The sequence below is a fragment of the Priestia sp. ABM2_011 genome, from assembly GCF_056158845.1.
The window spans coordinates 3,537,029-3,552,750 of sequence record NZ_JBSWUB010000001.1 but is presented as its reverse complement, the minus strand read 5'-3'; the positions used below and the strand labels follow the sequence as shown (position 1 = coordinate 3,552,750).

Here is a 15,722-nt window from a genome sequence, read left to right as displayed (position 1 = left end):
AATATAATGTAACTGAAGTACGCAAAAAGAGAACATGAAATTAAAAATATACTTTTCGTTATTATCATTTTTTTGATTCCATTCATTACCTATATACAAGAAACGCATGTTTATTATAATGAGATTACAGTATGAAGAGGCTGAAGGAGATACCCCAACTTAATGCTGTAGTTTAGTTAATTAAGTTACACTTGAAATAAATCCTAAATTCCTTTAGCTTTCAGAGAAGATATATGTAGTTACTACGATTGAAATTTTTGAAAGCGATATCATTTAATTTGAAGAAAAACATTTTAAGAGATTTAATTATTTTAACAAGTTATAGAGATATCTAATGTTATGATTTCCTTATCTCTAAATAAAAGAAGAAGATATTTCTTTATCTGAAATGAAGGGATAATAGTTTAGAATATGTTGTCTAACATTCATATAAATCTAGTAACAGTCACTTCTAGGTTTATATGAATGTTAGACAATAAACAGGATTTCAAAAGGTTAAAAGGATAATAGAAAATCTCTTTATAAATGATACTATATGCTCAGGTATATAAGGTGAGCCGAAAAAGTGTATTTTACATTAAAGATTTTGAAAACGCTTTACTGAAGGGGGGGAGTTAATTTCAAATTATATGATTACCATTTATTTTAAAGATTATTTACACATTGGACTTATTTTTAATTATTGTCTTTTTTTATAGACGCTAGCCTAAGCATAGGCTCTCTTTAAGTGTTTTAATGAACTGTAAATTGAAAGGGGTTACAACTATGAAGAAATTGGGATTAGCTACACAAATATTTATTGGACTTGCGTTCGGGATTGCTATAGGTGCTCTTTTTTATGGAAATCATGCAGTGATGGCCATTCTTCAACCTTTAGGAGATATTTTTCTTCACCTAATTAAAATGATTGTTATTCCTATCGTTGTATCTGCACTCATCGTATCTATAGCTGGTGTAGGTGATATTAAAAAGTTAGGAAGACTAGGTGGAAAAACCATTCTTTATTTTGAAATTGTTACTACCATTGCATTAGCAGTGGGCTTATTGGCCGCAAATTTGTTCCATCCAGGTACTGGTATAGATATGGGGAACCTTGAGAAAGGTGATATATCCAAATATGAAGAAACATCTAAAACAACTGAAAGTGCAGGTGTAGCAGCTCAAATTGTTCATATCATCCCAACTAATATATTCCAATCATTGACTGAAGGAAATTTATTAGCGATTATCTTTTTCTCAGTCTTATTTGGTCTAGGAGTTGCAGCAATTGGAGAAAAAGGCAAACCAGTTTTAAATTTTTTTGAAGGCGTACTAGAATCCATGTTTTGGATGACAAACTTAGTTATGAAATTTGCTCCATTTGGCGTATTTGCTTTAATTGGTTTGAATGTGGCGAAGTTTGGAATTGGTTCATTAATCCCTTTAGGAAAGTTAGTACTCGTTATATATCTGACCATGATTTTCTTTGTTTTTGTAGTATTAGGTATTATTGCAAAAATGGCTGGAACTAATGTTTTAGTGCTTATAAAAATCTTAAAAGATGAGTTAATTTTAGCGTTTACAACCGCAAGCTCTGAAGCAGTATTGCCAAGGTTAATGACTAAAATGGAGAACTTTGGTTGTCCGAAAGCTGTCACATCATTTGTTATTCCGACAGGATATACCTTTAACCTTGATGGATCATCCATTTACCAAGCCATTGCTGCCCTTTTCATTGCACAAATGTATGGGATTCATTTATCTTTCATAGAACAAATTACACTTTTACTTGTATTAATGTTGACTTCTAAGGGAATGGCAGGAGTTGCAGGAGCTTCATTTGTTGTTGTATTAACAACACTAGGATCAATGGGATTACCTCTAGAAGGTATGGCATTCATTGCTGGTATTGATCGTATTTTAGATATGCTTCGTACATCTGTCAACGTAGTAGGTAACGCATTAGCTGCTATTGTGATGTCTAAGTGGGAAGGCGGATTCGATAAAGAAAAAGCAAAGCATTATACAGATTCTATTAGAAAATCGGACGTAGCATAAAAAAATTTCTTTTTATGTAAAGAAGGAGATCAATGTTATGAAAAATATAGAAATACCAGAAAAACAAAATGTAAGAATTGAAAAAGATTTCCTAGGAACAAAAGAAGTTCCTACTTATGCTTACTATGGGATTCAAACTTTACGTGCAGTTGAAAACTTCCCAATAACAGGATATCAGATTCACCCAGAGCTTATTAAAGCATTAGGAATCGTAAAAAAGGCTGCTGCTCTTGCTAACATGGAAACCAAAAGGTTATATGATGGATTGGGTAACGCAATTATTGAAGCAGCAGAAGAGGTTATCGAAGGGAAAAGAAACAATCAATTTATTGTTGATCCAATACAGGGTGGTGCGGGGACCTCAATGAATATGAATGCAAATGAGGTTATTGCAAATAGAGCTTTAGAGTTACTTGGTCACGAGAAAGGTTCTTATTCCGATTTAAGCCCTAATAGTCATGTAAACATGTCACAATCAACAAACGACGTATTCCCAACTGCTATCCATATTGCAACGCTTAATCTGTTAAATAAGTTACTAAAAACAATGAATTATATGCACAGTGTATTTCAGAAAAAGGCAGAACAATTTGATTCTATTATAAAGATGGGACGTACTCACCTACAGGATGCGGTTCCAATCCGTCTTGGTCAAGAATTTGAATCATATAGTCGTGTTCTTGAGCGCGATATGAAACGTATTAAGCAATCTTATGGACATTTATATGAGGTTAATATGGGAGCAACTGCAGTTGGAACGGGTTTAAATGCAGATCCACGTTATATCGAAAATGTTGTAAGATATCTAGCAAATATTAGTGGTTTACCACTTAAGAAGGCCAATCATCTTGTAGACGCGACTCAAAATACAGACGCTTATACAGAAGTCTCCGCTAGCTTAAAAGTGTGCATGATTAATATGTCTAAAATTGCGAATGATATCCGATTAATGGCATCTGGTCCTCGTGCAGGATTAGCTGAACTTATATTACCAGCTCGTCAACCTGGTTCATCTATTATGCCTGGAAAGGTCAATCCTGTCATGCCTGAAATGATTAATCAAGTAGCTTTTCAAGTTATAGGTAATGATCATACAATTTGCTTGGCATCGGAAGCAGGTCAACTTGAACTAAATGTGATGGAGCCTGTTCTTGTGTTTAACTTGCTTCAGTCAATCAGTATTATGAATAACGCATTCCACGTCTTCACAGACCATTGTCTAAGAGACATTGAAGCAAATGAGGGACGTTTAAAAGAGTATGTAGAAAAAAGTGTAGGGATTATTACAGCCGTAAATCCACATATAGGATATGAAGTAGCAGCACGAATTGCTAGAGAGGCTATTTTAAATGGAAAGTCGGTACGAGAACTATGTTTGCAATATGACGTATTGACTGAGGAGGAGCTTGAGTTAATTTTAAATCCCTATGAAATGACGAATCCAGGTATATCTGGCAGCTCTCTTTTTGACAGAAATTAATTTTTAACAGCTTGCTCCATATTAAGTTTATCGTATAAGCCACCTACTTGGGATATCCCTAGGTGGCTTATTTTCGGTATAAACGTCTAAAAATACCACATGCCATTCAAACCAGGCTATTTTTTATAGTCTAAATACCACCTAAACGCTTTTCTTCATGCTACACTCTCGACATTCACGTAGAAAAATGCACTATTTGTCGCCACTAACTATAAATAGTGAAACCTTAAAAATACATAAAATACTTTAATATTTACTTACCTAACTATAAAACGTAGATAAAGTTATTTTGTAAAAACAGAATTGTTCACAACATTTATTTTTAAAGTTATATGTATATGAATCTACAAATCTGGGCAAACTACTAACGTATTCCCCCCTATTCCAATAAATTTGAAAATCCTTTGCTTGTATAGCAAAGGATTATTTTTGGAAAATTTTACTTTTGTTGATTGTTAATCTGAATAAAAGGGAACTACATATATTAATAGCACACAAAGGAGATATGCATTGGAAACAAATTACGGGTACTATACTGGATCTCTGTTCGTGAGGGAATTAGAACGTTTAAAAGAAGAATATATTCAACTTGATCTCGACGATATGAAAGTAATGATGAGGGAAGACATTTTACTTCTAGAAAAAGCAATGGATATGTTGTGTAAGAATAAAGTGTATTAAATTGAGCAAACTACTCGAGAAGTCTTTTAGGACTCCACTTACAACCTAATATTTATCAGTAGAAAAAGCCATCTTCCCCAAAGATGGCTTTTTCGCCTTTTAGTTAACATAAAACCAATTTCCGGAACAAACAAAAAAAAGGTTAACCATTAAATGATTAACCTTCTTTTTAGCATAGAGAGTTTTTGTTATTGTTTATATCTTGAAACAATCGTAAAGAAATATACAGTTAGATTTGAGTTTGCCTCTAAAGAAGCATTTATAGATGATTTTATAGGGTGAGCTTGCTTCAAAACTTCGTTACTTTTTCTTGTTCTACTAAAGAATTCTGATTAATTAGGAAAATAATGGTCTTAAATTTCGATTAAAAATTCTTTACTGAACGTTCTCAAATTGATATACTAAGTACAAGTTAGATCTAACAGTATCTTATCAAAATAAGAAAGATCATTCTTAAATTACCTGAAGAGTTTATTGAGGGGGAATGAATAGTATAAAATTGTTGCACTCTAAGTGCATAAAATACTTCTAAATCCTTTCTCAGACATGCGAGATAATACGTTCTAAGGTGGGAGTACATGGCTAGAAATAAAGAATTTGATGAAAAAGAAGCATTAAGGAAAGCAATGGAGCTTTTCTGGCAACAGGGGTATGAAAAAACATCCATGCAAGATTTGGTGAACTATATGGGCGTTCACCGTAGAAGTATTTATGATACATTCGGTGACAAACATACTTTATTTATTCGAGCCCTGAGTCACTATGTAGAAGTAATGGATGTAAGATTTAAAAGTAACATAACACCAGATTTAACGGTTAAGCAGGCTATACGAAAATTATTTGAAATGGTTATTTATCCAGCCGATAAACAGCCAAAAGGGTGTTTAACAGTCAACACAGCAGTTGAATTATCGTTACTTGATCAAGAAGTAGCTGAAAAAATTACAGAGACGTTTATAAAGACCGAAACCTTATTATTTGATTTACTGAAACATGGTCAAGAACAAGGAGAGATTCCTGAGCACTATGATATTAAAGCGCTCTCTAAATTTATTCATAATTCCCTTGTAGGAATACGAGTATTAGCAAAAACAACAAATGATAAAAAAGAATTAGAAACCATTATTGATATGAATTTGTCAGTACTAGGATGAATTATATCTTGTTGTTTAAATAAATGAATTAACACCAATCTAAATATATTTTTAAGGAGAGAAAGAATATGAAGTACACAGTTATTACAGGAGCAAGTTCAGGTATAGGATATGAAACAGCATTAGAATTTGCTGCTCGTGGAAAAAACTTAATTATTGTAGCTAGAAGATTAGAGAGATTAGAAGGGCTCAAATCAGTCATTCATAATATAAATCCTGATTTAGATGTTATTATTCATACAAGTGACCTATCGATAACAGATCAGGCGTACGCACTGTATAACAGTTTAAAGCAGTATCAAATTGAGACGTGGATTAATAATGCCGGTCTTGGTGAATCTTCTTCTGTGACAGATCAGAATTTAGAAAAAGTAGAATCCATGTTACGTCTTAACATAGAGTCATTGGCAATCCTTTCTACGCTATTCGTGCGAGATTATTCTCATGTAGAGGGAACTCAATTAATTAACGTATCCTCCGCACTGGGATATGCAACTTATATTGGTGGTATCACCTATTCTGCATCTAAATATTTTGTTAGTGCATTTACAGAAGGGCTTGCAAAAGAACTAGAGCTTAAAGGTGCAAAAATGAAGGCCAAAGTTTTAGCACCAGCAGTGACAGAAACAGAATTTGAGAAAACTTCACAGGATGTAGAAGAATTCGATTATAAAAACTTTATGCCGATGTATCACACAGCTAAGCAAATGGCTGGTTTTATGATGGAACTTTATGACAATGATAAAGTTGTAGGTATTGTAGATGAAAGCTACAATTTCAATTTAAGAGATCAAATCTATCCAATACTAGGCGCTTAATGTATCAACAAAGGTTTTAAATCTATATATAACTGAAAAACGAACATAACTCATTAGGGTGATAAACATAGTTTACAGTATCAATTCAAAAAATTTAACTATTTAAGAATGAACGTTCTAAAATAAAACAACAGTATTAGATGGATAAAAAGGTAATTTTGTAAGTGTTTAAGGTTTAGGTGGTGGGTTGATCCTACAATAAGGTTTCCTCCACCTAAACGATTGGAATAATATAAGTTTTTTATAAAAAGAATTATATTGAGGAGAAAAAATGAAGTAGACAGTGAAAATAATAAAAATAAGATAAAAAAACTAATAAAAGCAACTCAATGGAAGGGTGCTAAAGAAAAGAATGAAAACACTCATGAAAGCAGCTCAGATCACCAAATATTCAAAAGATATTCAGGCCCAAGTCAATGATATTCCAATCCCAGAAATCAATGACAACGAAGTCTTGGTAAAAGTTAAAGCTGCGGCGGTCAATCCACTCGAAATGTTGATTATGACAGGTAGTGTAAAACTGATTCAGGACTATGAATTCCCCTTAACGCTTGGTAATGAATTGACAGGAGTTATAGAAAAGGTTGGAAAAAACGTGAAAGAATTTCAGGTAGGAGATGACATCTATACACGTCTCCCATTAAAAAAAATTGGTGCTTTTGCGGAATATGCCGCAATTGATGCTACCGCCATTGCACTAATGCCAAAAAACTTATCTTATGTGGAAGCTGCTGCAGCACCACTGGCTGGACTAACAGCTTATCAAGGTCTACACGAAGAACTTGAGGCACAGCCTGGTAAATCTGTTTTTATTCCAGGTGGATCGGGTAGCTTTGGTCAAATGGCTGTCCCAATCGCAAAAGAAATAGGTCTGAATGTTATTGTTAGTGGCAACTCAGAAGCGCGCGAACGCACGTTGGAAATGGGTGCAGATCAATATTTGGTTTATGCAACAGAAAACTACGTTGACTCGTTGTCGAATGTGGATTATGTGATCGATACACTGGGTCCTAAAGAATTTGACAAAGAATTGAGTATCATCAAACCTGGGGGAAGGTTGCTCTCTCTCCGTACAGGCCCAAATAAGCGTTTCGGAAAAAAAGGAAATTTTCCATTTTGGAAACAAAAGCTGTTTTCCGTTGCTGGTGCAAAGTATGACTACAAAGCCAAGAGACACGACGTGGAATATCATTTTATGTTTGTTCGTTCTGACGGCGCACAACTAAAAAAAATCACCAAAATCATTGAGGAACACAACATTGTTCCACCAATTCATCCAACACTATTTCCCATAGACAACGTAAATGAGGCGCTAGAACTAGTTGCAAGTGGACGACCGAAAGGAAAAGTAATTATTAATTTTTAGGAGAACATGAGGAGATCAGTCCAAATAAAAACTAACCTAAAAAGAAGAAGGTCATGTCCATAATTTATCTGTTATAAAAACAAACAATAGATCAAGTATTAATTAAAAGTAATGTATTAAAAAATACTATATATTTTGTAACAGTATTAACTATTACTCTTGTTGATATAATGTTATAATTTACTTTCATTTACAAGAGTAATAGTTAACGTACTTTATTAAAAATAGTTATATCTATTACACACCTTGTAGAAAAACTCCATATTTGTCGTCATTTAGAGTAAATGATAAAACTTTAATTTTAATAACATACTTTATACATTTACATCTATGTATATAATACGTTGATTTTGTATTAATAGTTAAAATTATCTTATAAAAACATAGCAATAATAAATATTTTATGAACTTTCTGTTACGTTGTTGTAAATAAACCAATTTCTTAAAAGGAAAGTAAGTAATAGGCTGGTTATGGTAAAAAGTAAAATAACCAATTTGTCGTCACTAACTGTAAATAGTAAAACCTTAATAATAAATGAAGTGATTTAATATTTACTTAACAAATAATAAAACGTAAACAAGGTTATTTACTCTAAATATAGTGAAAGACAACATTTTTTAAAAGGTATATGTATATGAATCTATAAATCTGGCCAGACTAAGAGTGTATTCCCCCTATTCCGATAAATTTGAAAACCCTTTGCCTATATGAGCAAAGGGTTCTTTTTTTATGTAAATATTTATCAAGGCGCAAACCCTTGAAAACTGACTGCAAGATAGATACCAAACGAAAGAGCACATAAGGAAACAAAATGTAATGTTAAAAAAGGGATTTTCTGTTTACCTTTGATAAAGAAGGAATAAATAAACCCGAGTATTGTAACTAAAGTTAAAATAGGCACAATAATCCTAATCACAGTACCAAAAATATTTGCTGTAACAACTGATAAAAGAAACAATCCAATTATAACTACATATAAAGTTATCGAAATGACTAAAGAGGCTATTGATACCTTTAAAGCATTTTTAAAGAATTTCTCCATCTAATTTCCTCCTATTTTTAGCAACGCATATTCATTATAATATACAGGCTAAAAGGAAATAAATACCTTTTCTTGAAGTGCATTATATTTCTAGTTACCATAACGTTATTTATCGGCACGAAAAAAGGCAACTATCTATATAGTCGCCTTTTTTTGCTTTACTGGCTTGCGTATTAAATATTGACTTATCAAAAGAACCACATAACCTATAACTGTGCCAAACGTGTTAAGTAGAACATCATCAATATCCGAGCTACGTCCTATAAAATATTGAATGAATTCAATTAAGCATGTAACAAATAACCCTAAGATCATTACCCTTCTAAAGGAATGATACTTTCTCCAAATAAGGGATACAAAAAAACCTAAAGGTAAAAATAACATAACATTTGCAGTTAGATTTAAAAGAGATACGCTATTCCATTCGTCAACATTTGTATTCGTTTGAAAGAAGTATTCGTAAAGGGTATGAAAAGGTATGATATTTACATGAGAAAGCTCATTTGTAAAATAAATATCAAAAAAAGGCTCTCCAGTATCTGTAACAATACCCGCATTCCAATTTGGAACAATGGTTTGAGATGCCAAACCAACAAGATATAATGCAAACAAACCTAAAATAAGTTCCTTTTTGAAAGATGTTATCTTTCTTTTCTTCTTTAAAAAGATAAAACGAAACCCTACATAAAAGGGTAATGCAGCTAAGATATACCTAAGCATATCTTCTACATATAAAGTGATTAAACCCATTAAAACTATTTCAACACCAATCTATTCAAAAATGATAAGACCACATTATACCATTAAATGAAATAATAAGTAATAATTCTCTACTAAATGAAAAGCTAGTCAACATAATGTAGCTTATAGGAACTTATTTACATATCGATTATAATTATACTTAAAATACACTTTAAGTATTGAAGGAAAATATATAATGGATATTGAAGTAGGGTTTCTTTCCAAAAGCTACATAGGTGATATTCCCTCATGGGGTGGTTTGTTTCCCTTCGGAATAGATGGCGATGCACCTTACATTGTAGAGTATGAAGGTCATGATGTAGACATAGAAACCTTTATTAATAACTGGATGAAAGAGTTAAACAGTTTTCCGATATATGCACTTTTTACATATATAAGCTACGATGCAGAAGAAATAGGTGATGTATTTTCATCTGCTAATATTGAATATGTAAAACTAAAAGTAGACAGAGAGACTTTTATTAAAGCTAAAATTGAAGATTATACACAATTTAAAGTCGTTATGCCTTTTTTATATAGCCAAGGAAGTATGAATTGCTTTGCTGCTTGGTCTCTTTCGGAAGATTTATTTAGCTTTGGAAAACGGGATATGAAAACCTTATTTGGGAGAAAAAAGGTTCAAATGCCTATTGTTACATTACGAAAAGATTGCACAGTGTTTTGGATTTTTTACGATGGTGCATCTGTTGTTTCCCTATCTAATGACGATTTATTTTCTTCAACTAATTCAATTATTAGCTCCTTTCCCCAAAATATTAAAGGGGCTGAGGTGGAATATGAAGATTGATTCTTATATCTTATAAGCTTTACAAATCTAATTACCATAATCCATACTCTAGGAAGTTTATTAAAATAAAAAGAGCAAACCCATATTTTTATGAGTTTGCTCTTTGTCATTAACATAGAAATATAAAAATAAGCTCTATTAACCTGCTGCAATAATTTTAAATCTTTTTGTAGGTGAATGTATATCGTCAGTATCTTCATCCGTTCCAAGCCATTTTTTCGAACCACTTTCGTAATATCTCCAATTAGCTGTACGTCCATGACCTTGTTGCCAGATACGAGTTAAATCTCCTTCATTATCACGTTGGAAGGTCCAAACAGTTGCATTATCTTTTGTATCAAGATAAATCCATTCCTTACCTGATTTTGTTAGATAATTATAGTTATCCCAATGAGAACCAGTCATTCGAATTTTATATGATCCAAAATCGTCCACAGGTTCAAATTTTAATGCTGTTCCTGCTCCTTCAACTTCTCGAACATAATCGTAACTTGCATAAACTTCGTAAGATAACCCTTTTCCAGAATGTACATCAACAAGATGATATGTTTTGTTTGGATCTAAACTCATTTTTTCTCACTCTCTTCCCTTTGGAATAATTTGATTTAAAACTACAAAAAATAACAAAATATGATATTTTTTCTAGATAATTAGTTTACAACACATTTTCATATTTTAAAAATGTATGTTATATACATTTTTAGTTAACATAAAACATTTTTATCGGTACAAAGAACAACCTGACAATTAAAATATATTTTAATTGTCAGGTTGTTCTTCAGGATTTATTTTATTAATTTCATATAAAAACATAGTGAAATATATTCCAAAACAAAGAATTGAAAAAATAACAGTCCTATAACCATTGGTTATAAAATTTAAAAAGTGAATCTTTCCTATGAGAAGGTCTATGAGCATAGGAATAAACATACATAACCATATGAAATCTCTATTTTTAACAATCTGAAAGATAATAATTATTGAAACAATGATTGTGCAAACTAAATAAATCAAGTATATCCCCCCCTAACATTATTAAATTTAACACATTTATCCAATATTATGTTAATTAAGTCGGGTAGGCAGGCACTCTCACGAGCGCCCGCCCCCCTAAGAACCGTACGTGACAGATTTCCCGTCATACGGCTCAAGCCTTCTTTTTATCCGAACAACTTATTTAATACATGGTACATGTACTAATTTAGTCAATTTACCTGTAGAAACCTCTAGGTTTCGTACTGTAACTTTCTCTCCATTTTGTAGAGTCTGCTTACACATTGCACAACGATATCCTTGTTTTCTTGCGAGTTTCATCCTATCTAAATGTATTTTCACTGATTAAAGACCTTACGGTCTCGCTTTTCCCAATATTCTTTTAGACTAGGATTATCTGGGCTATTTTTATAGGCTACCATGACATGTCGTTCTATTTTAATCCAGGACATCTTCAACAATTGAATGTTAGTAAGTGGACATGTGAGAATCCATCTATTATTTCCACCGTGGTGGGGTTTCCTAAAATAACGCTTTGTAATCCATTTCCACGACTTTCCTTGGATGTAATTGTTTAAGGTGTTTGACTTAATTTAGAGAAAATATAATTGTCCATATAACTAAACGTCTGTTTGGATACGACATGTTTCCAATACTGTCCGTAACCTCTAATAATAGGGTTTAAGACACGTATAATTTCTTTTACTGGTCGTCCTCTCATCATTGTGAACGTATCTTTTATCTTGCTTTTTAGCTTTTCTGAATACTGTCTTTACTAGGTTTGATAAATAACTTCTTGCCTTGTCCTGTTTTGTATTGACGCAGCGAAAAGCCTAGGAAATCAAACCCGTCCTCAATGTGTGTAACTCTCGTTTTCTCTTGCGCTAAGATTAATTCCTCGCTTTTGTAAGTACGGAGTGAGTTTCCCATACATGCTTTCAGCCTGTTCCTTTGTTTCTGTTACGATGACGAAGTCATCTGCGTAGAGAACGCGTCCTATCTTACATTTTGGGTCGATTACGTACCCTCCATTTGGTTTGTATGTCTTTCTATAGACAATACCAATTTCTTCTTCCATACCGCATAAGGCGATATTAGCTAGAAGGGGAGACACCAAACCACCTTGAGGGGTTCCTTCTGTTGTCGTATGAAGCATGTCATGTTCTACGTATCCCATTTCAAGCCACCTTTTAATGAGAGTGTTTCCTGGGAACATAGACGTCTGTTTCATTATCCACTTATGATTAAGATGGTCAAAGCATCCTAGAAAGTCTCCCTCAAACACCCACTTTTTCTTGCTGTTGGTGTTAAGCTTATTAAAAAGGTTGCTTATCGCATCATGTGTGCTTCGTTTAGGACGAAAACCGTAGGAAGTAGGCTTCAAACCTAACCTCCCATTGCGGTTCGAGTGCGTTCTTTACTACGTTTTGATAGACTCGATCTCGTATTGTCGGAATACCGAGAGGTCTTAGCTTCCCGTTTTTCTTAGGGATAAATGTTCGTTTGGCTGGCTTTGGGCGATGCTCGAAAGACATTGTATTTCAGCTAGCTGGTGATAAAATTTTATACGTTCGCTTGGTTTTGAGGCCGTATAGCCGTCTACACCAGGTGTTCGCTTACCGGTATTTTGTTGCGTCACTCTGCGAATAGAGAGTAGTAGATTTGCTTTACTCCGGAGGAGTAAACGTTGAAGTTTTCTTACTCTTCTTCGTTGATTTTGTTGTTCGGCACGATAAATTCTTTGTCGTAACTTCGTTACATATTTTTGTATAATACTCCAATCAATAGAGTACCAATCTTTATGCGAGACGTGCGCCGACGCTCGTAGAGAGGTATTCATAACAGCACGCTCCTTTTCGTTAGAAGATAGCCACAAATTTATTTTCGTGTTGAAGACCAATGAGAAGTGGGCGCTCTTTCGAGCCTGTCATTGTCCATAAAGACAACAGTATCCGTCCAGTTATACAGTATTCCTGCTTTCCTGTTCTCTTTCGAGATAACGGCTTTCGCTTTTTCTCATATCCCATACCCTCTGCCACATCGTTTGACTTTGCAGTCATCCTACTGCTTACGCAGATGACATAGGGCTTACCAAGTTCCACATTCTACAGATGCGATAGGGGTAGGTAGGTTCTTTACTCCGGGTAAGATGCGGGACGCATCAGAGTAGCATTATGATTCTACTTTTCCTCTTACCAAGACCCAAGCAAAACTATGCATTATCTTGAGCTAACACTTGACGAAGCTTACAAACCTTCACTTTCGTTTACCATACCTATCTTCTCCTAGCAGTGTTCTGGACCATGCATTTGTCCTCTGTTTCCGCATTTCCTCATGCAACCGACAGGCTCGTTACCAAACATGCCGTTTCGGATGGAGATCATCTTCGCGTCTAGATGAGTAGCGTCAGCTACACTGTAAGAAAGCGACTTCTTGTCGCACCATAATCCAGATTACCGGAACAAATAAAGAAGTCCCCTTATTAAAAGGGAACTCCTTTATTTAATCCACTGAACCTCTTTTATAGGCCAATAAGCTAATTTGGCTTTTCCTACAATTTTATCTGCAGAAATTGTTCCTACTTTTTGGGATCTGCTATCTACGCTATACTTCCTATTGTCTCCCATAACAAATAATTGCCCTTGTGGAACTGTACTACTTCCTGTATACTTTTCAAGTTTAAAATCTTCTGTTAATGGACCTGTCATTATGTCTTTCTTATATTGATCTAAGTAGGGTTCATCGTACTTCTTACCATTTATATATAGCATATCGTTACGATACTCTATATGATCACCAGGTAAACCAATTACCCTTTTGATATAGTCTTTTTTCTTTGTAGCATGAAAAACAATAATATCAAATCTGTTTATATTTTTTACTTTGTTTTTACCCATTTCATTAAGAATGATATGTTCATCGTTTTTTAAAGTTGGCATCATTGATTCACCGTTAACGACTATAGGGGCAAATATGTATTCTCTTACCATAAAAATCAAAATACAGGCAATGATAATTGACTTAATCCATGAAAAAATCTCTTTTTTCTTCAACTGAAAACTCCTCTACAACCATACTACGTGTCTCAAGTTATAAAAGAAAACCACCTTTCATAAAAGAAAAGGGTTTCTTACACTCTTAAAATCCTTTTAACTTTCAGTTTGTCCGACCTTCTGGTGCTCTTCGGTCATTACATGAATTTTTAAACTATCGCTTTCTGAATTTAAATCCTCACTACCTTTAAACATAGCCCCTTTAACAATATTTAATTCGGCTTGTTTTTGTTGTTCAGCTGTTATATGAGCTTCAACAACTTCACTTTCTAATTGAACATTTTCACTACTCTTCAAAATACTTAAGTCAGAATTAGTTAATTCAGCCTGTTTTTGTTGCTCAGCTGTTATATGAGTTTCAACAACTTCATTTAGTGCTAAATTTGATTTTGTAGTTCCCGATTGAGTAATACTTTGAATCAGGACTCCTGTGGCAGATAGGCCTAGAATACATGTGCAAATCAGTAGATGTTTTTTAACTTTAATTTTAAACAACCCTTTCCTCTTACATTATAATCGTTTTCAATTATATCATTTTATCTTTTATTTTACATAAAAGGAATTTATTATAGATTCATTGACGTAACTTAATCAGTATTGAATTTCCTAGTCATAATGTATACCGTATACAAAAGTAGTTAACATAATCACTCTTTCCGGAACACATCACAAAAAAGAACCCTTGGGAGGCAAAGGTTCTCAAAAGGGTCCTCTTTATCGATTATGCATCTTTTTATACATCCTTGACGCGTAAGGGTTTCATACTAGGGCATAACCCAAACGAATGAATAAAAAGCGCACCTTTTATTCATATGCTCGTACAGAAAAATATAGTCTATAAGGTAAAAAATGTGTTATTATATGTCTGCACATGCATTTTATAGTAAAAAGCCACCTGTCCTGCAAATACTGGGTGGCTTTTTATTTTGCTTTTTAGATAGAAGTTAAGTTACCTATAGAGTATAATTATGTAATATTTTTTATATTGGTATTCGACACTTTGTTTGTTAAGTGGGCCAAAGCAAGTTGTAGTCAGTTTGTTATTTTAGGAGATCAGAGCTGATAGTGAAGTAATAAGTTAAATGAAAAATAGTTAAAAATAAAGGAGATACTTAATGTCTGAGTATAGAGTTAAATTAAAGAAAGTTTGGGAAGATGAAAACTTTCTTGAATTAAATATGGTTGTCACTTCTCCCTATTGTAAAGTAAATACTCATTTTTACACCACTATTGAAGATCTCAAAGAGTTGAAAGATAATCTAATTTTATTTTCAAACTTAAAACGAAAAGAGTATCAATGGATTCAAGGGGAAGATAATGAAAGTGCTGCTCAATATGTACAAGTTAGATTCTTTCATTTTAACAATCAAGGACATATCGGAGTCGAGTTTGTACTTGATAATAAGCTAGATATTCCAGATAAAACACGCGTGAATTTTTATCTTATTACTGAATTAAACCAAATTGATGATTTTGTATATAAACTAGAAGGATTAATTAAGGGGATTACAGATAGTCTTGAAAGTTTATCAGAAGTAAAAGTATGAA

13 protein-coding genes and 1 pseudogene are annotated in these 15,722 nt (G+C 33.3%); 8 read left to right on the top strand and 6 right to left on the bottom strand.

Annotated features, from left to right (window positions below):
* The first annotated feature begins 765 nt into the window (after positions 1 to 765).
* The 6 genes from ACXAE4_RS18940 (at position 766) to ACXAE4_RS18915 (ending at position 7,536) form a co-directional block, all read left to right on the top strand.
* The gene (locus tag ACXAE4_RS18940) at positions 766 to 2,037 is read left to right on the top strand and encodes a cation:dicarboxylate symporter family transporter (RefSeq protein WP_028413781.1); all 1,272 of its coding nucleotides are present in this window, start codon (positions 766 to 768) and stop codon (positions 2,035 to 2,037) included.
* A 37-nt stretch (positions 2,038 to 2,074) separates the two neighbouring features.
* Positions 2,075 to 3,517 carry an aspartate ammonia-lyase gene (gene aspA, locus ACXAE4_RS18935; RefSeq protein WP_098999913.1) on the top strand — a complete coding sequence of 481 codons (1,443 nt, stop codon included), beginning with the start codon at positions 2,075 to 2,077 and terminating at the stop codon, positions 3,515 to 3,517.
* 510 nt (positions 3,518 to 4,027) lie between these two features.
* On the top strand, positions 4,028 to 4,198 hold the full coding sequence (locus ACXAE4_RS18930) for a hypothetical protein (protein WP_176551740.1): 171 nt from the start codon (positions 4,028 to 4,030) through the stop codon (positions 4,196 to 4,198).
* A gap of 578 nt (positions 4,199 to 4,776) precedes the next feature.
* A complete protein-coding gene (locus tag ACXAE4_RS18925) occupies positions 4,777 to 5,352 on the top strand; it encodes a TetR/AcrR family transcriptional regulator (protein ID WP_098999912.1) in 576 nt (191 codons plus the stop codon).
* A gap of 68 nt (positions 5,353 to 5,420) precedes the next feature.
* Positions 5,421 to 6,170 (top strand): SDR family NAD(P)-dependent oxidoreductase, encoded by a 750-nt coding sequence (locus ACXAE4_RS18920; protein ID WP_028413778.1) that lies wholly within the window; start codon positions 5,421 to 5,423, stop codon positions 6,168 to 6,170.
* A 352-nt stretch (positions 6,171 to 6,522) separates the two neighbouring features.
* A complete protein-coding gene (locus ACXAE4_RS18915; RefSeq protein ID WP_475236632.1) occupies positions 6,523 to 7,536 on the top strand; it encodes an NADP-dependent oxidoreductase in 1,014 nt (337 codons plus the stop codon).
* Positions 7,537 to 8,279: 743 nt separating this feature from the next.
* Here the strand turns inward: ACXAE4_RS18915 and ACXAE4_RS18910 are convergent.
* Together ACXAE4_RS18910 and ACXAE4_RS18905 are read right to left on the bottom strand one after the other, a co-directional pair.
* Positions 8,280 to 8,579 carry a hypothetical protein gene (locus tag ACXAE4_RS18910; protein WP_098999908.1) on the bottom strand — a complete coding sequence of 100 codons (300 nt, stop codon included), beginning with the start codon at positions 8,577 to 8,579 and terminating at the stop codon, positions 8,280 to 8,282.
* Positions 8,580 to 8,714: 135 nt separating this feature from the next.
* Positions 8,715 to 9,329 carry a VanZ family protein gene (locus ACXAE4_RS18905; protein WP_098999907.1) on the bottom strand — a complete coding sequence of 205 codons (615 nt, stop codon included), beginning with the start codon at positions 9,327 to 9,329 and terminating at the stop codon, positions 8,715 to 8,717.
* Between the two features lie 187 nt (positions 9,330 to 9,516).
* On the opposite strand from ACXAE4_RS18905, the gene ACXAE4_RS18900 reads away from it, so the two are divergent.
* Complete coding sequence (locus ACXAE4_RS18900; RefSeq protein WP_098999905.1) at positions 9,517 to 10,128, top strand: hypothetical protein; 612 nt, start codon at positions 9,517 to 9,519, stop codon at positions 10,126 to 10,128.
* Positions 10,129 to 10,266: 138 nt separating this feature from the next.
* On the opposite strand, the gene ACXAE4_RS18895 is transcribed toward ACXAE4_RS18900, so the two are convergent.
* The 4 genes and pseudogenes from ACXAE4_RS18895 to ACXAE4_RS18880 form a co-directional block, all read right to left on the bottom strand.
* Entirely contained in the window at positions 10,267 to 10,698 is a 432-nt protein-coding gene (locus ACXAE4_RS18895; RefSeq protein WP_048019285.1) for a hypothetical protein, read from the bottom strand.
* A gap of 603 nt (positions 10,699 to 11,301) precedes the next feature.
* Positions 11,302 to 12,961 (bottom strand): annotated as a pseudogene (gene ltrA, locus ACXAE4_RS18890) (group II intron reverse transcriptase/maturase).
* 658 nt (positions 12,962 to 13,619) lie between these two features.
* Entirely contained in the window at positions 13,620 to 14,174 is a 555-nt protein-coding gene (gene lepB / locus ACXAE4_RS18885; RefSeq protein ID WP_099000560.1) for a signal peptidase I, read from the bottom strand.
* Between the two features lie 96 nt (positions 14,175 to 14,270).
* Entirely contained in the window at positions 14,271 to 14,669 is a 399-nt protein-coding gene (locus tag ACXAE4_RS18880; protein WP_099000561.1) for a hypothetical protein, read from the bottom strand.
* Positions 14,670 to 15,289: 620 nt separating this feature from the next.
* Here ACXAE4_RS18880 and ACXAE4_RS18875 point away from each other — a divergent pair.
* Positions 15,290 to 15,721: a hypothetical protein gene (locus ACXAE4_RS18875; protein WP_099000562.1), complete on the top strand. Its 432-nt coding sequence runs from the start codon at positions 15,290 to 15,292 to the stop codon at positions 15,719 to 15,721.
* Position 15,722 lies beyond the last annotated feature (1 nt).